Annotated in this window: 21 protein-coding genes; 15 read left to right on the top strand and 6 right to left on the bottom strand. The window is 64.1% G+C overall.

All coding sequences use genetic code 11. The features are described from left to right. Positions 1-27: 27 nt before the first annotated feature. On the bottom strand, positions 28-1350 hold the full coding sequence (gene urtA, locus AC0L2O_RS13515) for an urea ABC transporter substrate-binding protein (RefSeq protein WP_369719403.1): 1323 nt from the start codon (positions 1348-1350) through the stop codon (positions 28-30). Between the two features lie 502 nt (positions 1351-1852). Between urtA and AC0L2O_RS13510 the strand changes: the two genes are divergently transcribed. From AC0L2O_RS13510 to AC0L2O_RS13500, 3 genes are all read left to right on the top strand, one after another. After that, a complete protein-coding gene (locus AC0L2O_RS13510; protein WP_409190723.1) occupies positions 1853-3406 on the top strand; it encodes a DEAD/DEAH box helicase in 1554 nt (517 codons plus the stop codon). Positions 3407-3429: 23 nt separating this feature from the next. Further along, a complete protein-coding gene (gene infA, locus AC0L2O_RS13505) occupies positions 3430-3717 on the top strand; it encodes a translation initiation factor IF-1 (RefSeq protein WP_369719404.1) in 288 nt (95 codons plus the stop codon). Between the two features lie 268 nt (positions 3718-3985). Further along, positions 3986-4198, top strand: a complete 213-nt coding sequence (locus AC0L2O_RS13500; protein WP_247440128.1) for a cold-shock protein — start codon at positions 3986-3988, stop codon at positions 4196-4198. Between the two features lie 141 nt (positions 4199-4339). Here the strand turns inward: AC0L2O_RS13500 and AC0L2O_RS13495 are convergent, their stop codons facing one another. Together AC0L2O_RS13495 and AC0L2O_RS13490 are read right to left on the bottom strand one after the other, a co-directional pair. Continuing rightward, positions 4340-4834, bottom strand: a complete 495-nt coding sequence (locus tag AC0L2O_RS13495; RefSeq protein ID WP_369726542.1) for a pilus assembly protein N-terminal domain-containing protein — start codon at positions 4832-4834, stop codon at positions 4340-4342. A 159-nt stretch (positions 4835-4993) separates the two neighbouring features. Beyond that, the gene (locus AC0L2O_RS13490; RefSeq protein WP_473370059.1) at positions 4994-5821 is read right to left on the bottom strand and encodes a sterol desaturase family protein; all 828 of its coding nucleotides are present in this window, start codon (positions 5819-5821) and stop codon (positions 4994-4996) included. Between the two features lie 258 nt (positions 5822-6079). Here AC0L2O_RS13490 and AC0L2O_RS13485 point away from each other — a divergent pair, with 258 nt between their 5' ends. The 10 genes from AC0L2O_RS13485 to AC0L2O_RS13440 all read left to right on the top strand — a co-directional run bounded on the left by AC0L2O_RS13485 (position 6080) and on the right by AC0L2O_RS13440 (position 15002). Then, positions 6080-6244: a Flp family type IVb pilin gene (locus AC0L2O_RS13485; RefSeq protein WP_027530214.1), complete on the top strand. Its 165-nt coding sequence runs from the start codon at positions 6080-6082 to the stop codon at positions 6242-6244. 69 nt (positions 6245-6313) lie between these two features. Beyond that, entirely contained in the window at positions 6314-6460 is a 147-nt protein-coding gene (locus tag AC0L2O_RS13480) for a hypothetical protein (protein ID WP_369719408.1), read from the top strand. Between the two features lie 124 nt (positions 6461-6584). Then, complete coding sequence (locus AC0L2O_RS13475) at positions 6585-7109, top strand: A24 family peptidase (protein ID WP_473370058.1); 525 nt, start codon at positions 6585-6587, stop codon at positions 7107-7109. Positions 7110-7237: 128 nt separating this feature from the next. Then, a complete protein-coding gene (gene cpaB, locus AC0L2O_RS13470) occupies positions 7238-8035 on the top strand; it encodes a Flp pilus assembly protein CpaB (protein ID WP_369719410.1) in 798 nt (265 codons plus the stop codon). Between the two features lie 11 nt (positions 8036-8046). Beyond that, the gene (locus AC0L2O_RS13465; RefSeq protein WP_369726543.1) at positions 8047-9522 is read left to right on the top strand and encodes a type II and III secretion system protein family protein; all 1476 of its coding nucleotides are present in this window, start codon (positions 8047-8049) and stop codon (positions 9520-9522) included. 20 nt (positions 9523-9542) lie between these two features. Next, positions 9543-10277, top strand: coding sequence for a CpaD family pilus assembly protein (locus tag AC0L2O_RS13460; protein WP_473370057.1), 735 nt, complete (start codon positions 9543-9545; stop codon positions 10275-10277). Next, a complete protein-coding gene (locus AC0L2O_RS13455; protein WP_369719414.1) occupies positions 10274-11539 on the top strand; it encodes a CpaE/TadZ family protein in 1266 nt (421 codons plus the stop codon). Before AC0L2O_RS13460 ends, AC0L2O_RS13455 begins: the two co-directional genes overlap by 4 nt. 21 nt (positions 11540-11560) lie before the next feature. Then, the gene (locus tag AC0L2O_RS13450; RefSeq protein WP_473370056.1) at positions 11561-13024 is read left to right on the top strand and encodes a CpaF family protein; all 1464 of its coding nucleotides are present in this window, start codon (positions 11561-11563) and stop codon (positions 13022-13024) included. Between the two features lie 16 nt (positions 13025-13040). Beyond that, on the top strand, positions 13041-14018 hold the full coding sequence (locus AC0L2O_RS13445; RefSeq protein ID WP_473370055.1) for a type II secretion system F family protein: 978 nt from the start codon (positions 13041-13043) through the stop codon (positions 14016-14018). A gap of 9 nt (positions 14019-14027) precedes the next feature. Further along, entirely contained in the window at positions 14028-15002 is a 975-nt protein-coding gene (locus AC0L2O_RS13440; RefSeq protein ID WP_369719418.1) for a type II secretion system F family protein, read from the top strand. A 58-nt stretch (positions 15003-15060) separates the two neighbouring features. Here the strand turns inward: AC0L2O_RS13440 and AC0L2O_RS13435 are convergent, their stop codons facing one another. From AC0L2O_RS13435 to AC0L2O_RS13425, 3 genes are all read right to left on the bottom strand, one after another. Next, the gene (locus AC0L2O_RS13435; protein ID WP_473370054.1) at positions 15061-15873 is read right to left on the bottom strand and encodes a tetratricopeptide repeat protein; all 813 of its coding nucleotides are present in this window, start codon (positions 15871-15873) and stop codon (positions 15061-15063) included. Between the two features lie 93 nt (positions 15874-15966). Continuing rightward, on the bottom strand, positions 15967-17460 hold the full coding sequence (locus AC0L2O_RS13430; protein WP_473370053.1) for a metallophosphoesterase family protein: 1494 nt from the start codon (positions 17458-17460) through the stop codon (positions 15967-15969). Between the two features lie 273 nt (positions 17461-17733). Continuing rightward, a complete protein-coding gene (locus AC0L2O_RS13425) occupies positions 17734-17937 on the bottom strand; it encodes a hypothetical protein (RefSeq protein ID WP_045002497.1) in 204 nt (67 codons plus the stop codon). Positions 17938-18130: 193 nt separating this feature from the next. On the opposite strand from AC0L2O_RS13425, the gene AC0L2O_RS13420 reads away from it, so the two are divergent. Continuing rightward, positions 18131-19507, top strand: a complete 1377-nt coding sequence (locus AC0L2O_RS13420; RefSeq protein ID WP_473370052.1) for a leucyl aminopeptidase family protein — start codon at positions 18131-18133, stop codon at positions 19505-19507. Then, positions 19500-20366 carry a C40 family peptidase gene (locus AC0L2O_RS13415; protein ID WP_473370051.1) on the top strand — a complete coding sequence of 289 codons (867 nt, stop codon included), beginning with the start codon at positions 19500-19502 and terminating at the stop codon, positions 20364-20366. The genes AC0L2O_RS13420 and AC0L2O_RS13415 overlap by 8 nt, the downstream gene beginning before the upstream one ends. Positions 20367-20368 lie beyond the last annotated feature (2 nt).

Here is a 20368-nt window from a genome sequence, read left to right as displayed (position 1 = left end):
CGGTCGTGCTATGCCGTCATATCCGGATCAGGAGCCCGAACCGAGGCACTTGTTGGTCTTGACGTTGTAGTTGCCGCACTTCTTCTCGACCCAGTCGCCGATCAGGTCCTTGGAGCCGTCGAGCTCCTTCGACCAGGCGTCGCCGGCAACGAGACCCGGCGTCTTCCAGACCACGTCGAACTGGCCGTTCGCCTTGATCTCTCCGATGAACACGGGCTTGGTGATGTGGTGGTTCGGCAGCATCTTGGACACGCCGCCGGTCAGGTTCGGAGCCTCGGTGCCGGGAAGGGCAGCGATCACCTTGTCCGGATCGGTCGACTTCACCTTCTCGACCGCCTTCACCCACATGTTGAAGCCGATCACGTGCGCTTCCATCGGGTCGTTGGTCGTACGCTTCGGATTCTTGGTGTAGGCCTGCCAATCCTTGATGAACTTCTCGTTCGCCGGGGTCTTGATCGATTCGAAGTAGTTCCAGGCGGCGAGATGGCCGAGCAGCGGCTTGGTGTCGATGCCGGCGAGCTCTTCCTCACCCACCGAGAACGCGACCACCGGAATATCCTTGGCCTTGATGCCCTGGTTGCCGAGCTCCTTGTAGAAGGGGACGTTGGCGTCGCCGTTGATGGTCGAGACCACTGCGGTCTTCTTGCCAGCCGAGCCGAACTTCTTGATGTCGGCCACGATCGTCTGCCAATCGGAGTGACCGAACGGCGTGTAGTTGATCATGATGTCTTCCTGGGCGACACCCTTCGACTTCAGATAGGCTTCCAGGATCTTGTTGGTGGTACGCGGATAAACGTAGTCGGTGCCCGCGAGCACCCAGCGCTTCACCTTCTCTTCCTTCATCAGGTAATCCACAGCCGGGATCGCCTGCTGGTTCGGCGCAGCGCCGGTGTAGAACACGTTGCGCTCGCTCTCCTCGCCCTCGTACTGCACGGGGTAGAACAGGATGTTGTTCAGCTCCTTGAACACCGGGAGCACCGACTTGCGCGACACCGAGGTCCAGCAGCCGAACACGACCGAGACCTTGTCCTTGGTGATCAGCTCCCGCGCCTTTTCGGCAAACAGCGGCCAGTTCGAAGCCGGGTCGACGACCACCGCCTCGAGCTTCTTGCCGAGCACGCCGCCCTTCTTGTTCTGCTCGTCGATCAGGAACAGGATGGTGTCCTTCAGCGTGGTTTCGCTGATGGCCATGGTGCCCGAGAGAGAATGAAGCACACCGACCTTGATGGTGTCGTCCGCGGCCTTCGCACCGGAAATGGAAGCCAGACCGAGCATCAGTCCGGCGGTCGCGGCAAGCACGCCGCGGCGGCTAAATGACACCGCTATATCGTGAGTGGATTTGGTAAGCATAATTGTATCATCTCCCTGACGCAGACGTGAAAAAAGACGCTGCGAAACGGCCCCACGGCCGCCTGCGATTAAGGGAATCGCAAGAACCATGCCATGGGCTCGACACCAGCCAACCGATTGGCAGACATACGTAATTCCGGCTCAGTCAAAGTTTCGCCGCAGTCAGGCTGCTCAACATTTGGGCGAATAAAATGTATGCGAACGCGGCAGACTGTCTATTTTGTGAGCAAGACATCATATCTGACTAAAATACCAGCATAACTATTTGCCCGGTAAATCGCTGCCGGACGAACACTTGCCTTGAAAGCGCCCCGCCGATGTTCCATATAACGCGGAGATCGTTCGCGAATCGAACGGTCGTTGCGAGCCGCGTGTTCTTAAGCCCTCTCGGGCCTCTGGCTTGCCCCATCCCATCAAGCCATCCGACACCCCAAACACGCAGGTGTCTTCTCGACACCCTCTCGCGCGTGCCCCGCCGACTGGCCGGGCGCTCGTATTTGACATGGAAAGAACCCACCTTTTGACTTCGTTTCAGGATTTCGGCCTCGCCGAACCGATCGCGCGCGCTCTCACCGAAGAGAAGTACGTCACCCCCACCCCCATCCAGGCCCAGACTATCCCGCTGGCATTGACCGGCCGGGACGTCGTCGGCATCGCCCAGACCGGAACCGGCAAGACCGCGTCCTTCGCGCTGCCGATCCTGCACCGCCTGCTCGAGAACCGCATCAAGCCGCAGCCGAAGACCTGCCGGGTGCTGGTGCTCTCGCCGACCCGCGAACTATCCGGCCAGATCCTCGACAGCTTCAACGCCTATGGTCGCCACCTTCGCCTCGCCTCGACGCTCGCCATCGGCGGCGTGCCGATGGGGCGCCAGGTCCGCGCGCTCATGCCGGGCGTTGACGTGCTGGTCGCGACTCCCGGCCGCCTGCTCGATCTCGTCCAGAGCAACGGGCTCAAGCTTTCGAGCGTCGAATTCCTGGTGCTCGACGAAGCCGACCGCATGCTCGACATGGGCTTCATCAACGACATCCGGAAGATCGTCGCCAAGCTGCCGATCAAGCGGCAGACGCTGTTCTTCTCGGCCACGATGCCGAAGGATATCGCCGAGCTCGCGGACGCGATGCTGCGGGACCCCGCCCGCGTCGCCGTCACCCCGGTGTCCTCGACGGCCGAGCGGATCAATCAGCGCATCATTCAGGTCGACTTCGCGGCCAAGCCCGCCGTCCTGACCAAGCTCCTTAAGAACGAGCCGATCAACCGCGCGCTGGTTTTCACCCGTACCAAGCACGGTGCCGACAAGGTGGTGAAAACTCTGGAGAGGGCCGGCATCGCCGCCAGCGCCATTCATGGCAACAAGTCGCAGAACCATCGCGAGCGGACCTTGTCCCTGTTCCGCTCCGGTGAAATCCGCACGCTGGTCGCCACCGACATCGCCGCCCGCGGCATCGATGTCGACGGCATCACCCACGTCATCAATTTCGACATACCGAACGTGCCCGAGACCTATGTCCACCGCATCGGCCGCACCGCGCGCGCCGGCGCCGAAGGCACCGCGATCTCGCTGGTCGCAGGCGGTGAGGAGCTCGGCTATCTCCGCGACATCGAGCGGCTGATCAAGGTGGCGCTGCCGCGGGAAGATCATCGCACGGACGCGGGCCGCAACGATGCGGGCGCGCCCCCGTCGCAGCAACGGCAGGGCCGGCCCGGCCGCCCAGGCCAGCGCCCGCAAGGCGCGAGGCATGGTGAGGCACGGCGCGGTGACGACAGGCGCAGTGACGGGCGCCATAACGGCGGCAAGCCGAGCGATGGAAGGCCCGGCGAAGCTCGGCACGGTGACGCAAGGCATGTTGACGGACGGCCTGGTGGCGGCCAGAAGGTCTCCAAGGGTGCACGCCGTCGCCCCTCCGGCGGCAAGCCGCATTCCTCGTCAAACGACCGACCGGAACAGCGTTCTGCGCATAGCGCCGGAAAGCCTGATGGGATACAAGGCGTGGCCTTTTTGCGCCGTGACAGTCGGCCGATGGGCCAGCCGACCCGCAAACCCTATTCGCACTAGCCGCCCACGACCTGGAGAAATTCATGGCTAAGGAAGAGCTGATCCAGTTCGAAGGACTGGTCACCGAAATCCTCCCCGATGCGCGCTATCGCGTGCAGCTCGACGCCGGACACGAGATCGTTGCCTACACCGCCGGCAAGATGAAGAAGAACCGCATCAAGACGCTGGCGGGCGACCGCGTGACGGTGGAGATGTCGCCCTATGATCTCGAAAAGGGCCGGCTGATTTTCCGTCACAAGGACGAACGTCCCAGTGGGACCGGTGGCCCTCCGCGTCCCGGACAGCGCGGTGGCCAATTCCGCCGCCGTTGACCCGCTTCAGGCCGTCAGTGCGGAACTAAAATTCTGACCTGCATGCTGATCCGCCGTGGACAAGACGGCGGATCAAAAAATCGTGCGCGTCAGGATTGTTTTGCCGCCTTATTTCCAATAAAATCAGTTCATCGATTTTCGGCCGGACGACATTGGCATCCACCGGTACAGCCGGTTCAGACACGCTGACGACCCTTCCAGAAATTCGATCTAACCTGCCTGCGCGAGCGGGCTCTTACATTGTGTTATCTGAGAAGGAACTACCCCCGTGAGCATGGGAACCGTGAAGTGGTTTAACGCGACCAAGGGCTTTGGCTTTATCCAACCCGACGACGGCGGACAGGACGTGTTCGTTCACATCAGCGCCGTCGAGCGCGCCGGACTCGGCACGCTGCGCGAAGGCCAGAAGGTCTCCTACGAGATCGTGGCCGATCGCCGGTCCGGCAAGTCGGCTGCCGACAACCTCCGCGACGCAGGCTGAGCCTGCCGGGCCTCAGGCCCGGATCGCGCGAACAAGTCAAAGGAAAAGGCCGTGCGCAATGCACGGCCTTTTTCATTGTCGGAACGAGCGCCCGCGCTTTTGCGAGCTGGTCTTGTTAGTTCGTCTCTTTAGTTTGTCTCTTTAGTTTGTCTTGGCGGCCGCGCCGCCGCTGCTGGCATTGCTGCTCAGCGAACCGGCCTGGCTCATCGTGTTGTTGAAGTAGGCATCGCTATCCCCGAGCGTCACGCGACGCTGGCAGATCGGCATGCAGCTGTAGGACTCGCGCTCGATCCCGCGATAGACGGTGACGAGCCGGTCGCTCGGACCTTCGACCTGGATCTGGCGATCGACCAGAATCTCGCCGCCGCGGTCCAGCGCGACAAAATTGGTGGCGCCGTAGCCCTTCCCGGTCACTACGATCATCCCGCCCGGCTGGAGCGTGACATCGGCGATCAGGGGATTACCCACCACGATGGTAGCCACCTTGCCGGGCAGCCGCACCAGCTTGGCCTGATCGACATTGACGGCGATGGCTTCGGCGGTGGACTCGGCTTGGCCGGCGGCTGGCGCAACCAGCGCCGCGGCCGCAGCCAGAAGACACACACGCGCATGACGGCGCAGGAACTCTTTACGCATACTCTCACCCCGGGACGTACAAGCCGGCAGAAGCGATTCGAAAAGCGGAGCCGGCGCCCGACCCGGCTAACCTGCCCGCAATTCGTGAACGTTCCGCAAATTCGCCGACCATTGTTTGAACGACTGGCGTTTTGCGGCCTCAAGGCCCTGGGGCCGGTCCTAGTGGCGGAACGGGTAGGCGAGCTGGCCTGCGATCTCCTTGGGCATGGTCGCTTCGTCCTTGCCGTAATCCTGCGGCAGCTCAGCCTTCGGCATGCGGAACGTGCCGAACAGCACGTCCCAGATCGGGAAGGTGCCGGCAAAATTGGTGTCGCCGCCCACTTGGAGCGAGGTGTGGTGCCAGCGGTGGAACACCGGCGTCGCCAGCACATATCTGAATGGACCGAAGGTCCAGTTCAGGTTGGCGTGCACGAAAGCCGAATGGAAGGTGGTGAAGGGGCCGACCCAGATCATCACGTTCGGAGAAATGCCGGCCATCAGCAGCACGACATCGACGCCGATGGTGCCGAGCATCAGATTCACCGGATGGAAGCGGGCCGCGGAAATCCATCCAAGCTCCTCGGAGGAATGGTGGATGGCGTGGTACTTCCAAAATCCGCCGCCGTGGAACAGCCGATGCAGCCAGTACAGCATGAAATCGGCCAGGACCAGGAACAGCACGCCCTGCGCCCAGAGCGGCAATTGCGCCAGCGGGCCGTGGCCGTTGTCATAGAAGGCGATCAGCTCGTCGGCATCGTGAATGTTGAAGACGATTCCGGCGGTGACGATCAGAAGGCCGATCCGCATGGTGCGGGCGAATACCGGAACGAAGAACCAGTAGCAGATGTCGGTCACGATCTCCCGCTTGCGCCACCACGGCGCGCCGGGATTACAGGCCCAGAAATGCTCGAGCACCGTGAAGACCACCGCCAGCATCAAAGTGACGGGGATCACCTTCGCGATGGTCTCGCCGAGCATCAGGGCGACTTGCAGGGGTAGGCTCGACATCGTCGCCTCGCTTCCAGACTGCGGATCCTGTCTACGCCTACTCCGCTAGATTTAAGGGAGGGTGAAGTTGAGGGAACGTTTGCAAGTCGAGCGAATTCCGCCCGCCGTTTTAAGCTGAAATTCACTCTGGCCAAAAGCATCGCGTCGCGGCCGCGTTTGCGCAGTCGAATTAACTCTACCGAAAGAGCTCGGCTCACATGGTCGCCGGGTCAAGACAGCGCCGAACGAGGCGACCTCACCCCAGATGGAGTTTAGTTCATGAAGAACCTGATTGCGCGTTTCGCGAACGACGAATCCGGCGCCACCGCCATCGAATACGGCCTGATCGCCGCCGGCATCGCGCTGGCCATCATCACGGTCGTCAACAACCTCGGCACCACGCTGAACGCCAAGTTCGGCTCGATCAGCTCCTCGCTGAAGTAAGCGACCGACAACGACGGCAAAAGCCCCGGACCTCCGGGGCCTTTGTATTTTCGGACACGGCGAGTTCCAGTGGCGTTGCGCAGGTACAGAACCGATGCCGCAATTGCGGCGACCGAGACCGAAACGGCGCGCGCCGACGCGCCGGTCTATTGGATCTGCCTGGCGCTGCTGCTCGCGGTGGTCACGCTCGCGACGCGGATTGCCAGCATCTGGTGAGGCCGCCGGCACCGGCTCGCCGGTTCCGAGGCTGCCGCGCCATTGTCGGTTTGTTTAGCACTGCCCGCTAGCCTGCGCCGACGCCCCGATCCGGCGACAGACCCAGGCCTCAAGACGCAAGCCCATGATCCTCGACTTCGCGCGCCTTCTGCTCTTCCCGGCCCTGATCGCGTTTGCCGCGGCCAGCGATCTCTTCACGATGACCATCTCGAACCGCGTCTCGCTGGCGCTGGTTGCGGGCTTCTTCGTGCTCGCCATTGCCGGTGGCATGGCACCTTACGTATTGCTGGGCCATGTCGGTGCCGGCGCGGTTGTTCTGGCGGTAGCGTTCACCTGCTTTGCGATGGGCTGGGTCGGCGGCGGCGACGCGAAAGTCGCGGCCTCCGTCGCGCTCTGGTTCGGCTTCGCACAATTGATGGACTTCCTGCTTTACGCCTCGCTGTTCGGCGGCGCGCTGACGTTGCTCCTGCTCCAGTTCCGGCAATGGCCATTGCCTTACGGGCTCGCAGGCCAGGCCTGGCTCGCGCGGCTGCACGCCAAGGAGAGCGGCATTCCCTACGGCATCGCGCTCGCGCTCAGCGCGCTGATGGTCTACCCGGAAACCGAATGGGTGAAAGCGATCGACCTCGCTCACCTCGCAATGCGCTGAAAGCCCCGCATAAACCCGGCGTTAAGCCGATTTAGATACGCCTCATTAACCATGCTTTGACGAATAGCTGGTCAACTGCCGATTACGGCGGCGGAAGCGTCGCGGCGTTTGGTTGGAAAGTGAAGCGTATGAATAGGGCACGCATTGTCGTCCTGACGGTCGCCATCTGCGCCGGCGGCATCGCCGCGTATCTGGCGAGCGGCTCGGACAATTCTGCGCCGCCTCCCGCTCCGGTCGCGCAGCTCCCCACCGTCGACGTGCTGGTGGCCAAGGCCGATATCGGACTCGGCCAGACCCTGAAGCCGGAAGACGTGCAGTGGCAGACCTGGCCGACCGCAGCCGCCAGCTCCACCTTCATCCGCCGCAGCGAACGTCCGGAGGGCGTGACCCAGGTCGCCGGCTCGATCGCGCGCGCGCCCTTCATCCAGGGTGAGCCGATCCGCGACCAGAAGCTGGTCAAGGCCGATGGCTCCGGCTTCATGGCCGCGATCCTGCCGACCGGCATGCGCGCCATCTCCACCGAAATCTCGGCGGAGACCGGCGCAGGCGGCTTCATCCTGCCCAACGATCGGGTCGACGTGCTTCTCACGCGCCGTCTCAAAAATCCGGACCAGAGCGCCGGTGCTGCCGACATCATCACGTCGGAGATCATCCTGGCCAATGTCCGCGTGCTCGCCATCGATCAGGCGCCGAAGGAGAAGGACGGCCAGAACGCGGTGATCGGCAAGACCGTCACTCTCGAACTCAATCCCGCTCAGACCCAGACGCTTTCCGCCGCCCGCCAGAGCGGCACGCTGTCGCTGGCGCTGCGCAGCATTGCCGACGTCAAGATCAGCGAGATCACGCTCGACGATTCCGCACAGAAGCGCGATGGCATTTCGATCATTCGCTACGGCGTTCAAAGTCAGACGGCGAAGGTACGATGAGGACCGGCAATATGAAATGCAGGGCGGATTTGGTGACGATGCGAGCCTCGACGGTCCGCGCCCTGTCGTTTTCGGCCGCTGTCGCGCTGACGCTCAATCCGGCGCTCACGCCCGTGGTGGCTGCCGACTACCGTCCGGTCGCGCCGGTTGCGGCTGATGGCCAGATGAACGCGCGCTTCCTCTCGCTCGGCGTCGGCAAGTCGATCGTGATCGACCTGCCGCGCGACATCAAGGACGTGCTGGTCGCCGATCCCAAGATCGCCAATGCGGTGGTGCGCTCGTCCCAGCGCGCCTATATCATCGGCGCCGCAGTCGGCCAGACCAATATCGTGTTCTTCGATTCCGCCGGCCAGCAGATCGCGGCGTATGACATCGCGGTCAAGCGCGACCTCAACGGCGTGCGTGCCGCGCTGAAGCAGATCCTGCCCAATTCCGATATCCAGATCGACGGTCTCGGCGACGGCATCGTCCTCAGCGGCACGGCCGCGAACCCGGGCGAAGCGCAGCAGGCCAACGACCTCGCCGCGCGCCTCGCCGGCGCCCCCGAGAAGGTGGTCAACTCGATCGTGGTCCGTGGCCGCGACCAGGTCATGCTGAAGGTGACGGTCGCAGAAGTCGCGCGCAACATCGTCAAGCAACTCGGCATCGATCTCACGGCCAACCTCAATTACGGCACGTCGGTGGTGAGCTTCAGCAATTCCAACCCGTTCACGGCTGTTGGCCACAATCTCGTGGACAGCAACGCTCTGACCACGAAATTCGGCGCGACGCCGTCTGTGCAGGCCACACTGCGCGCGATGGAAACCGCAGGCGTGATCCGCACGCTGGCCGAGCCGAACCTGACCGCGATCTCGGGTGAATCGGCGACCTTCATCGCCGGCGGCGAGTTCCCGGTGCCGGCAGGCTATGCGTGCGACCCCACCACGCATGTCTGCACCACCCAGATCAGCTTCAAGAAGTTCGGCATCTCGCTCAATTTCACCCCGGTGGTTCTGAGCGAAGGCAAGATCAGCCTGCGGGTGATGACCGAGGTATCGGAGCTCTCCAATGATAACGCGATTACGCTGTCGCAGGCGGTGACAAATACCTCGGTGAACTCGGTGACGGTGCCCTCGATCAGGACCCGCCGCGCTGAGACCTCGCTCGAAATTCCCTCTGGTGGCGCAATGGCGATGGCCGGCCTGATCCAGCAGCAGACCAAGCAGGCGATCAGCGGATTGCCGGGCCTGATGCAGCTCCCGGTGCTCGGCTCGCTGTTTCGCAGCCGCGATTTCGTCAACAACTCGACCGAGCTGGTCGTGATCGTGACGCCCTATATCGTGCGGGCCGTGGCGCAGAAGGACCTGTCGCGGCCGGATGACGGTTTCTCGGCGCCCGCAGATCCGCAGGCCGAACTGCTCGGCAACATCAACCGCATCTACGGCGTGCCCGGCAAAACCGAGCCCGCAAAGAACTACCGCGGCACCTACGGCTTCATCACCGACTGAAGCGGAACGGGGACTTCGTTATGACCACAAGACCACCCCAGATTCGCAGACGCGCCATCGGCCTCGGTGGCGCGCTGGTCGGTATCGCGCTCGCGCTCGGCGGCTGCCAGCATGACGAAGTGGCCACCGCGTCCATTCCCGACGACTACAAGCAGCGTCACCCGATCGCGATCGAGGAGCAGAACCGCTCGATCGTCGTCTTCGTCGGTCATGCCCGCGGCGGTCTGAGCGCCGCCCAGCGCGCCGACGTGATGGGCCTGGCTTCGACCTGGCTGCACGAGGGCACCGGCGCCATCCATATCGACGTGCCGTCCGGAGTGCCCAATGCGCATCCGGTGGCGGAATCGATGCGCGAGATCCAGGCGATGCTGGCGGCAGCGGGCGTTCCTCCGCGCGGCGTCATCGCCCGTCCCTACCAGCCCGAAGACAAGCGCTTCCTTCCGCCGATCCGGCTGACCTATTCCAAAATCGCCGCGGTCGCGGGCCCCTGCGGGCTGTGGCCGGAGGACCTCGGTCCCTCGATGAAGAACAAGAGCTGGTTCGAGAACAAGGACTATTACAATTTCGGCTGCGCCTATCAGCGCAACCTCGCGGCCATGGTCGACAATCCAACGGATCTCGAGCAGCCGCGGCCTGAGACAGCGGCCTATACCGCGCGACGCACCGCCGCCTTCGAGAAGTATCGCAAGGGAGCTCCGACGGCGGTCACCTATCCCGAGGCCGAACGGGCCAAACTCAGCGATACCGGCAAATGATCAACTACGCTCGCCAGACTCAAGAAGAGCAGCCGGAGGCCCCTGCGCCGGCCGAGGAGCATATTGCGCCCGCGCCCCGCGTTTCGGTCCAGGCCTTCTGCGAAACCGTGGAGACCGCCGCCGCCGTGCAATCGGCCGGGGAGGATCGCCGTCTCGGCAAGGCGCATCTGAAGATCCAGATGGGCGGCATGGCGGCTGCGATCGAAGCCTATCGCTCGGCGCCCACGCCGAACGTCATCGTGCTCGAGAGCGACACCCGCAACGACCTGTTGGCGGGGCTCGACCAGCTCGCCACCGTCTGTGACGCCGGCACCCGCGTGGTCGTGATCGGCCGCATCAACGACGTCATGCTCTACCGCGAGCTGGTGCGCCGCGGCGTCAGCGACTACGTGCTCGCGCCGGTTGGCGCGATCGACGTCGTGCGTTCGATCTGCAACCTGTTCTCGGCGCCGGAAGCCAAGGCGGTCGGCCGCATCATCGCGGTGGTCGGCGCCAAGGGCGGCGTCGGCGCCTCCACCATTTCCCACAATGTCGCCTGGGCGATCGCGCGGGACCTCGCGATGGATGCGGTGGTGGCCGATCTCGACCTCGCCTTCGGCACCGCCGGTCTCGACTACAACCAGGACCCGCCGCAGGGCATAGCGGACGCCGTGTTCTCGCCCGATCGCGTCGATACGGCCTTCATCGACCGTTTGCTCTCGAAGTGCACAGATCACCTCAGCCTGCTCGCGGCACCGGCGACGCTCGACCGGGTCTATGATTTCGGCATCGATGCCTTCGATTCGGTGTTCGATACGCTACGCGCGACCATGCCCTGCATCGTGCTCGACGTTCCTCATCAATGGTCGGGCTGGACCAAGCGCGCCCTGATCGGTGCCGACGACATCCTGATCGTGGCGGCGCCTGATCTCGCCAACCTGCGCAACACGAAAAACCTGTTCGATCTCCTGAAGGCCGCCCGTCCCAACGACCGGCCGCCGCTCTACTGCCTCAACCAGGTCGGCGTCCCCAAACGGCCGGAGATCGCCGCGGCCGAATTCGCCAAGGCGATCGAGAGCCAGCCGGTCGTCTCGATCCCGTTCGAGCCGCAGATCTTCGGCTCGGCGGCCAACAACGGCCAGATGATCGCGGAGATCTCCGCCAACCACAAGTCGATCGACATGTTCCTCCAGATCGCCCAGCGCCTGACCGGCCGCAGCGAAACCAAGAAGCAAAAGTCGTCGTTGCTTTCACCCCTGATTGAGAAATTGCGCGGAAAATAAGCCGCCGCATGGAGTCGTTAAGTGTTCGGTAAGCGTAGCGGAACAGACACCGACGCCCGGGCTTCCAAGCCCGGCGCCGTGTCGCCAGAGCCTGCCCCGGCTCTGGCGCCGACGGCGTCGCGCGCGCCGCCCCCGCCGGTCGTCGCCTCGCCGCCGCTCGCCCCTGCCCGGCCCGCGCCGGTCATGGAGAACCGCCGCTCGGACAACTATTACGAGGTCAAGGCGACCATCTTCGGCGCGCTGATCGAGGCTATCGACCTCGCCCAGCTGGCCAAGCTGGATTCCGAGTCCGCGCGCGAGGAAATCCGCGACATCGTCAACGAGATCATCGCGATCAAGAACATTGTGATGTCGATCGCCGAGCAGGAGGAGTTGCTCGACGACATCTGCAACGACGTGCTTGGCTACGGTCCACTCGAGCCGCTGCTGGCGCGCGACGATATCGCCGACATCATGGTGAACGGGGCCGGCACCGTCTTCATCGAAGTCAACGGCAAGATCCAGCGAACGGGAATCCGCTTCCGGGACAACCAGCAGCTCCTCAACATCTGCCAGCGCATCGTCAGCCAGGTCGGCCGGCGCGTCGACGAATCCTCGCCGATTTGCGACGCGCGCCTCGCCGACGGCTCCCGCGTCAACGCCATCGTGCCGCCGCTCGCGATCGATGGTCCCGCGCTCACCATCCGCAAATTCAAGAAGGACAAGCTGACGCTGGATCAGCTCGTCAAGTTCGGCGCGATCTCGCCGGAGGGCGCCGAGATCCTCCAGATCATCGGCCGGGTCCGCTGCAACGTGTTGATCTCCGGCGGTACCGGCTCGGGCAAGACCACGCTGCTCAACTGCCTGACCAATTATATCGAGCACGACGAGCGCGTCATCACCTGCGAGGACGCGGCCGAGCTCCAGCTCCAGCAGCCCCACGTGGTGCGGCTCGAAACCCGCCCGCCCAACATCGAAGGCGAAGGCCAGGTCACCATGCGCGAGCTGGTGCGCAACTGCCTGCGTATGCGTCCCGAACGCATCATCGTCGGCGAAGTCCGCGGACCCGAGGCGTTCGACCTGCTGCAGGCCATGAACACCGGCCATGACGGCTCGATGGGGACGCTGCACGCCAACAATCCCCGCGAAGCACTGTCGCGCTGCGAATCGATGATCACGATGGGCGGCTTTTCCCTGCCCTCCCGCACCATCCGCGAGATGATCTGCGCCTCGATCGACGTCATCGTCCAGGCCGCGCGCCTGCGCGATGGCTCGCGCCGCATCACCCACATCACCGAGGTGATGGGCATGGAAGGCGACACCATCATCACCCAGGACATCTTCCTCTACGATCTCGTCGGCGAGGACGCCAACGGCAAGATCATCGGCCGGCACCGCTCGACCGGCATCGGCCGTCCGAAGTTCTGGGAACGCGCGCGCTATTACGGCGACGAGAAACGCCTTGCCGCTGCGCTCGACGCCGCGGAAGTGGCACCAACCAAGTGAGCAGGTCGGCCCAGCCATGAACATGCAGGTCCTCGCCCTCACCTTCCTCGCCACCGCCGCCGTCGGCGGCATGGCCTGGGTCTTCCTCTATCCGCTGCTGTCCGGGGAACGGAAGGCCGAGAACCGCCGCGCCTCGATCTCGCGGGCCGAAGCGCCCGCGGCCAAGCAGGCCGAGAAGAGCCAGCGATCGCGCCGCGAGCAGGTCGAGACTTCGCTCAAGGATCTCGAGTCAAGACGGGCACAGGAGAAGAGCGTTCCGCTCCACATCCGCCTGTCGCAGGCCGGGCTCGACTGGACGCCGCAGAAATTCTGGATCGCGTCCGCGGTCTTGGCGGGCGTGTTTTTTTTCGTGGCCCTGTTCGGTGGTGGCGGCCTGCTCGGCGCCGCTGGTCTCGCCTTTGCCGGCGGCTTCGGCCTGCCGCGCTGGGCACTGGGTTTCCTGAAGAAACGCCGCGAAAACAAGTTCCTGGCGGCACTGCCCGATGCCGTCGACGTGATCGTCCGCGGCATCAAAGCCGGTCTGCCGCTGTTCGAATCGATCAAGGTCGTCGCCGCCGACGCGCCGGAGCCACTGCGCAGCGAGTTCCTGTCCATCATCGAGACGCAGACGATCGGCATGCCGCTCGGCGAGGCCTGTGCGCGGCTCTATGATCGCATGCCGTTGCCGGAAGCCAACTTCTTCGGCATCGTGGTGTCGATCCAGCAGAAGTCCGGCGGCAACCTGTCCGAAGCACTCGGCAACCTCTCCAAGGTGCTGCGCGACCGCAAGAAGATGAAGGAAAAGATCCAGGCGATGTCGATGGAGGCCAAGGCCTCGGCCGGCATTATCGGCTCGCTGCCTCCGATCGTGATGTTCCTCGTCTATCTCACGACGCCCGGCTATATCTCGCTGCTGTGGACCCATCCCACCGGCCAGCTCATGCTGGTCGGCTGCGTCGTCTGGATGTCGATCGGCATCATGGTGATGAAGAAGATGATCAACTTCGATTTCTGATGGTGTCATATGGTCGATTTACTCGTCACGAAGCTGCACGACGCCCACTTCATGACCATGCTGCTGGCGGCCATCGCGGCCAGCGCCACGGTGTATACGCTGGTGATGCCCCTGTTCGCCGGCGAAGGCCTCTCCAAGCGCATGAAGGCGGTGGCAAGCGAGCGTGAGCGCATCCGGCAGCGCGAGCGCGAACGTCTCAACAAAAGCGAGAAGGTCTCGCTACGCCAGACGCCGAAGCAACTCGTGTCCAGGGTCGTCGAGGACTTCAACCTCACCAAATGGCTGGCGCAGGAAGCGGCGCGCGACAAGCTCATCATGGCGGGCTATCGCGGTCATGCGCCTTACGTCACGTTCCTATTTGCCCGCATGGTGGCCCCGCTCGTGCTGTTCGTCGGCTCGGTCGTCTACGTGTTCCTGATCGCACACATGGAGAAGTCGATGCCGGTCAAGATCGGCATGTGCGTCGTCGCCGCCTATGCCGGCCTGCAGGCGCCGATGCTGTTCCTGAAGAACAGGATCTCCAAGCGCCAGCTCTCGATCAAGCGCGCGTTTCCCGACGCGCTCGATCTGCTGCTGATCTGCATCGAATCCGGCATGTCGGTGGAAATGGCGTTCCGGAAAGTCGCAACCGAAATCGTGGGCCAGTCGATCGCGCTCTCGGAGGAGTTCACCCTGACCACGGCCGAGCTGTCCTATTTGCAGGATCGCAAGGTCGCCTATGAGAATCTTGCCAAACGCACCGGCCTCGAAGGCGTCAAATCGGTGTGTCTGGCGCTTCAGCAGGCGGAACGGTACGGCACTCCGCTCGGCCAATCCTTGCGTGTCATGGCACAGGAAAACCGCGACATGCGCATGAACGAGGCCGAGAAGAAGGCCGCGGCGTTGCCGCCGAAACTGACGGTGCCGATGATCGTGTTCTTCCTGCCGGTGCTGTTCGTCGTCATTCTCGGACCGACCGGCATCAAGATCTCCGAGCTGCACTGACGCAGTCCGACTGCAACGCGGACGGCCTTACGGCTTCAGGATTGGAAGATCGGTCTGATCAGTCAGGCTGGCTGAGCGACGCCACCGGTGTCCGCTTCGGCGCACCGCGCGGGGAGTCATTGCGGCTCAGCATCTCCTTGAGATAGGCGACATCGGCTGCGGCCTGGTCCGGCGGCAGGTCCGCCCTGACGATGGTCTCGGCTTCGGCGAAGCGGCCCTGGAGGCCGACCACCAGGCCGAGATTCTGCCGCACCCGGGCGCTCGCGCGCGGCGAGGCGTAGGCCTGTCGCAGCGCATCTTCGGCCTTGGGCAGATCCCTCGACAGCATGTAGGACAGGCCGAGATTGGAAAGCACGCCGGGATCGCCCGGCGCGATCTTCAGCGCGCTCGCATAGTAGGCACGTGCCTCGTCGTGACGGCCCATCTGGTCGAGCGCAGTGCCCTGCACCGAGAGCAGGCGCCAGTCCGGATTGTCGGGCGAATGCGCCTTCGACAGCACGTCGAAGGCCTGCTGGAAATTGCCGTTGTCGGCGAGCGCGCGGCCGTACAAAGCGAGCAGCGCCTTATTGCCGGGATTGGCGATGGTCGCCTGTTCCAGCACGGCGGCGGCCTGCGCGCGCTGTCCGTTGGCGCGCAAGGCCTGGCCGTAGGCCAGTGCCGCGTCGGCATCCTTGGGATTGGCACGATAGCGCTCGCCATAGACTTCGGCGGCGCGCGCCGGATCGGTCGGGGCGGCTTCCGCCTTCGGGCCGATCGAGCCGGTGACGTCCGAGAGCTTTGACATTGCCGTGCAGCCGCCGAGGCTGACCGCTACCACCGCGACCAGCGAGGCGGACGCAAGAAGCCGAGCAGGACTGAACCGTTGACGCATGACGCTTTGACTCTCGAGCCGATTGATCGAGCCGAACGCGCCAGCAATAGACTGTTAACCCTAACGGCCGGTTAACACAGGGCTCCGGCTGCCTTACGGCGGCGTTTCCGGCGGCGCCTCGCCGCCGAGGTCCAGATCGAGGCCGAGCGCCAGGGCTTGCTGGTTCAGATCTCGCAGCAGTCCCAACCTCTCCGCCTGGCCCTGAACATCGACACCCTCGCGCGGCATGCTTGGCCAGCTCCGCAAAGAGGCACGATTGATCAGGCGATTGGCACGAAGCTCGTCGAGCTGAGCGCGATCGATGCCGAGCAATTCGGCGGATTGCCCGATCAGTCGATGCAGCAGGGCCTGCACTGCCGCCACCGCCTCGACATCAGAACGAGGTCCCGACCTCGTCAATTTTCCCTCGAGATCCGCCCAGGCATGGGAGGTGAGGAGATAAATGTACAGGGTGTCCGCCCAGCTTGGCGTGCCGTCATCGTAGAAGGCGCGGCGCGACAGAAGCCGGCGCGCCAACGCCCGGACCTGATCCCGCTTCAGCGACGCGCAAGAGGCGATCTCGATCACGGACTGGAAGGCAGGATCACGGGAAAAATCCCGGCCCACCGCAAGACCGATGACGCCGTTCGCCAGGTTCGAGTCGAGCGGCCTGAAGCCGCTATCGTTCCGCGGCCGCGAGTAGCGGGCGATCGCGAACCGGTACTCCGGCCGCCCGGCCCCGGACATTGGACCGAAATGGATGATGTTGAAGCAGGCATCGTCGCCGGACTGCCCGGTCGAGGAAGGACAAGAGAGCACATAGATCGTGCGCCAGAAATCCTCGCCGCCGCTCCGGATCGCCCGCGGATCGGGAATCGAATAGCGGGCGAGACCTTCGACATGCCGGTGTCCGTGCAGGACGAGATTGACGTTGAGCGAGGTCGCGGCTTCCAGGAAAGTCGCGGGCGCGGCGAGATACATCAGCGGCTCGTCTGGAGCTCCGAGAAACCGCTTTCCCTCGCCGGTCGCCTGCGGCAGCGGATGATGATGCATCGCCAGCACCCGCACCAGGTTTTCAGCGGGCTCACAATAGTCGGCGCGTCCGGCCGAACCAAGGCTGCCCGCGAGCTCGATGCTTAGCCGTGCGGAATCCGCGACCAGCGCATTGTAGGCCTCCCGATCGATATTCCGGTCGGCTAGCGTGGTCAGGCTTGCGCTGTTGGAATCCAGCAGCACCAGATCGAGACCGGCCTGGCGGTAATAGACGCTCTTCGAGGTCCGCGGCAGATGCAGATAGTCGTAGGCATCGTGCCGGCCGATGCGCTGGCTCGGACGTTTGACGTCGTGATTGCCGGCAATGGCCTGGACGTCGGTGAACAGTCCGCTCTGCCGGAACGACCTGATGACCGCGAGGGCTTCGTCGAGCGCACGCGGCGTCGGGTCGTTCACGAGATCGCCCGTGATCAGCAGGATTCGGTCGGGGACTTCCGCGAACCGCGTCATCCTCTCGCGGATCGCGCCGGTGAGGGCCTCGACCGCTGCCAGCAGCCGTCCTGACCCGTCGAGATGCAGGTCGGATATCTGCGCAATGACAAATGATCTATCCATTTTGCGCCGCTCATTGCGAATGCTGCGTCGCCCAAAGATTGAGAGAAATGCTTTCGACGAAAAGATTCAGGCCGGTCGCCAATCCAGATCGGTCTCAGCCGAGATGCGAGCGCCCGCCTGCGCTCGATACGTGCAGAAACGCACGAGACAATCTAAAATGCTGGACGATCATGCCACAACCGCCGCGCTAGTAAAGCCCTGCGGCGGTACTCTCGTGAGCGACAGTTCTCAGTTGCGATACGAGGATCGTCCGGGCGTGATTTCGCCGGTCGGTCAATATTCGATGGCAAGACGCTTGCGGATTTCGTCAATGCGCTTGTCGAGCGCATCGAACCGCGCGTGGACCGAACGGTCATGGAGATAGAAGACGTAGCCGCCGGCGAGGAACGCGAACACCCAGTGGTGATGCTCGACATAGCCAAACACCGCCTCGATGGCCTGGCCAATGAATGTGACCACGCTCCACACAAATTCCATTGCACGTCCTCCCGGCACGCTTCGTCTTCGGTCACCGGGCGTTCTCTGCGCAGCTGGCAACCGCTGTCCGGAACCTAGCATGGCACCTTCAAAGCGAGTAGCGGCTCGCTGAACGGTGACCCGCAATCCTGATTGCAGCCTTGGCAAAACTCTGCGAAGTCTGCTCCGACCGAATGACCTTGCGGACCCGCCAATGCCTTTCGTCTTCGAGACGTCCTCAACCGCCACCCCAATCACTTTCGTCACCAAATCGAGCTGGGATCAAGTCGCCGAGACGCTGCCGCCGGCGCAACGCCAGTTCGCCGCCGCGAGCGCCTTTACCGCAAGGCCGGGCAGCTATCTCGCGCTGCCGGCGCCCGACGGCGCGATCGCGCAGATCCTGTTCGGTCTCGATGACGACGGCGCCCGATCGCGCGACCCGTTCCGGCCGGGCGCCCTGCCCGGCCTGCTGCCGCCTGGCAGCTATCGCTTTGCCAATGCACCGCAGGATACGCGGCTGGCGGCGCTCGCCTTTGCGCTCGGAAGCTATCGCTTCGCCCGCTACCGCAAGGCCGACAGCCCCGACGTCCGGCTGGTGCCGCCGGAGGGCGTCGATGCCGCCGAGATCAGCCGCATCGCGGATGCCGCCATGCTGGCGCGCGACCTCATCAACACGCCGGCCAACGACATGGGACCGGGCGAGCTTGCCGCGGCCGCGCAAGGCCTCGCCGCCGAATTCGGCGCGAGCTTCGCTTGCATCGTCGGCGAGGATTTGAAGGCCGGGAACTTTCCCCTGATCCACGCCGTTGGCATGGCCTCGGACCGCGCGCCGCGGCTGATCGACATCGTCTGGGGCGACCCCGCCCATCCCAAGGTGACGCTGGTCGGCAAAGGCGTCTGCTTCGATACCGGCGGGCTCGACCTGAAGCCGTCGAGCGGCATGCTGATCATGAAGAAGGACATGGGCGGTGCCGCCAATGTGCTGGCGCTGGCGCGCATGGTGATGGATGCGAAGCTGAAGGTTCGGCTGCGCGTGCTGATTCCGGCGGTGGAGAACGCGGTTTCCGCCAATGCCTTCCGCCCGCTCGACATCTTCACCTCGCGCAAGGGCATCACGGTCGAGATCGGCAACACCGACGCCGAAGGCCGCCTCGTGCTCGCCGACGCGCTGGCGCTCGCCGACGAGGAGAAGCCCGACCTGCTGATCGATCTGGGCACGCTGACGGGCGCGGCGCGGGTCGCGCTGGGGCCGGATTTACCGCCCTTTTACACCAATGATGAGACGCTTGCCGCCGACCTCGCGCGCTGCGCGGTGAAGGAGAACGATCCATTGTGGCGCATGCCGCTGTGGCCGCCTTACGATGCTTGGCTGGACTCCAAGACGGCCACCATCACCAATGCGCCGTCCGGCGGCTTTGCCGGCTCGATCACTTGCGCGCTGTTTTTGCAGCGCTTCGTCGAACACGCCAAGAGCTGGCTGCACGTCGACATCTACGGCTGGACGCCATCGGCGAAGCCGGCGCGGCCCGAGGGCGGCGAATGCCAGGCCGCCCGCGCCATCTACACCTTGCTGAGCGAGCGCTATGCATGATCCAAGACACGATCTAAGTAACGATCCAAGACTGACACCGGCGCGGGGCGATCTCGCCGCAAAATATCTCGAAGGCAAGGTGCAGGCGGACCGCTTCGTCACCGGCGAGGAATTCGAGGTGGTCGAGCCGATCGCGCCAATGCGCGAGCAGCCCTCCTCGGACGCGATGCTGATGACGGAAGCGCTGCGCGGCGAGCGGGTCACGGTCTACGATCGCGACCGCGAAGGCTGGGCCTGGGGTCAGCTTGCCGACGATGGCTATGTCGGCTGGCTGCCCGATGCAGCGCTGATGAAGCCGGCGGCCGCGCCGACGCACAAGGTGAGCGCGCTGCGGACATTCGCCTTCCCCGGTCCCTCGATCAAGCTGCCGCCGGCCGACACGCTCGTGCTCGGATCGAAGCTCGCGATCGTGCGGGAGGACGGCAATTTCGCGGTGACGGCTGACGGAAAGTATGTGCCGAAGGCACATCTGGTGCTGCTCGACCACCGCGAGCCGGATTTGGCCGCCGTCGCCGAGCGCTTCGTCGGCACGCCCTATCTGTGGGGCGGCAAGAGCAGCCTCGGCATCGATTGCTCGGGTCTGGTGCAGGTCTCGCTGACATCAGCAGGCATCGGCTGTCCGCGCGACAGCGACATGCAGCAGGCGGGCCTCGGCCGCGCGCTGGAGCCGCATGAGCGAAGCAAGCTCCAGCGTGGTGACCTGATCTTCTGGAAGGGCCATGTCGCCATCGTGCGCGACGGCAGCACCATGGTTCACGCCAATGCGCATCACATGGCAACGGTGATCGAAGCCATCGCGCCGGCGATCGCGCGGATCAAGCAGGCGGGCAGCGAAGTCGTTGCGATCAAGCGGCTCTGACG

This window comes from Bradyrhizobium sp. Kon10 (genome assembly GCF_055807395.1).
This window is presented reverse-complemented; position numbering and strand designations above follow the sequence as displayed.

Excerpts from the sequence above, each read along its gene's own strand:
- urtA (WP_369719403.1), bottom strand. The coding sequence starts at position 1,350 with ATGCTTACCAAATCCACTCACGATATAGCGGTGTCATTTAGCCGCCGC.
- AC0L2O_RS13460 (WP_473370057.1), top strand. The coding sequence starts at position 9,543 with ATGACCACAAGACCACCCCAGATTCGCAGACGCGCCATCGGCCTCGGT.
- AC0L2O_RS13485 (WP_027530214.1), top strand. The coding sequence starts at position 6,080 with ATGAAGAACCTGATTGCGCGTTTCGCGAACGACGAATCCGGCGCCACC.
- AC0L2O_RS13490 (WP_473370059.1), bottom strand. The coding sequence starts at position 5,821 with ATGTCGAGCCTACCCCTGCAAGTCGCCCTGATGCTCGGCGAGACCATC.
- AC0L2O_RS13430 (WP_473370053.1), bottom strand. The coding sequence starts at position 17,460 with ATGGATAGATCATTTGTCATTGCGCAGATATCCGACCTGCATCTCGAC.
- AC0L2O_RS13435 (WP_473370054.1), bottom strand. The coding sequence starts at position 15,873 with ATGCGTCAACGGTTCAGTCCTGCTCGGCTTCTTGCGTCCGCCTCGCTG.
- AC0L2O_RS13415 (WP_473370051.1), top strand. The coding sequence starts at position 19,500 with ATGCATGATCCAAGACACGATCTAAGTAACGATCCAAGACTGACACCG.
- AC0L2O_RS13455 (WP_369719414.1), top strand. The coding sequence starts at position 10,274 with ATGATCAACTACGCTCGCCAGACTCAAGAAGAGCAGCCGGAGGCCCCT.
- AC0L2O_RS13510 (WP_409190723.1), top strand. The coding sequence starts at position 1,853 with ATGGAAAGAACCCACCTTTTGACTTCGTTTCAGGATTTCGGCCTCGCC.
- AC0L2O_RS13440 (WP_369719418.1), top strand. The coding sequence starts at position 14,028 with ATGGTCGATTTACTCGTCACGAAGCTGCACGACGCCCACTTCATGACC.
- AC0L2O_RS13425 (WP_045002497.1), bottom strand. The coding sequence starts at position 17,937 with ATGGAATTTGTGTGGAGCGTGGTCACATTCATTGGCCAGGCCATCGAG.
- AC0L2O_RS13475 (WP_473370058.1), top strand. The coding sequence starts at position 6,585 with ATGATCCTCGACTTCGCGCGCCTTCTGCTCTTCCCGGCCCTGATCGCG.
- cpaB (WP_369719410.1), top strand. The coding sequence starts at position 7,238 with ATGAATAGGGCACGCATTGTCGTCCTGACGGTCGCCATCTGCGCCGGC.
- AC0L2O_RS13495 (WP_369726542.1), bottom strand. The coding sequence starts at position 4,834 with ATGCGTAAAGAGTTCCTGCGCCGTCATGCGCGTGTGTGTCTTCTGGCT.
- AC0L2O_RS13420 (WP_473370052.1), top strand. The coding sequence starts at position 18,131 with ATGCCTTTCGTCTTCGAGACGTCCTCAACCGCCACCCCAATCACTTTC.
- AC0L2O_RS13445 (WP_473370055.1), top strand. The coding sequence starts at position 13,041 with ATGAACATGCAGGTCCTCGCCCTCACCTTCCTCGCCACCGCCGCCGTC.
- AC0L2O_RS13465 (WP_369726543.1), top strand. The coding sequence starts at position 8,047 with ATGAAATGCAGGGCGGATTTGGTGACGATGCGAGCCTCGACGGTCCGC.
- infA (WP_369719404.1), top strand. The coding sequence starts at position 3,430 with ATGGCTAAGGAAGAGCTGATCCAGTTCGAAGGACTGGTCACCGAAATC.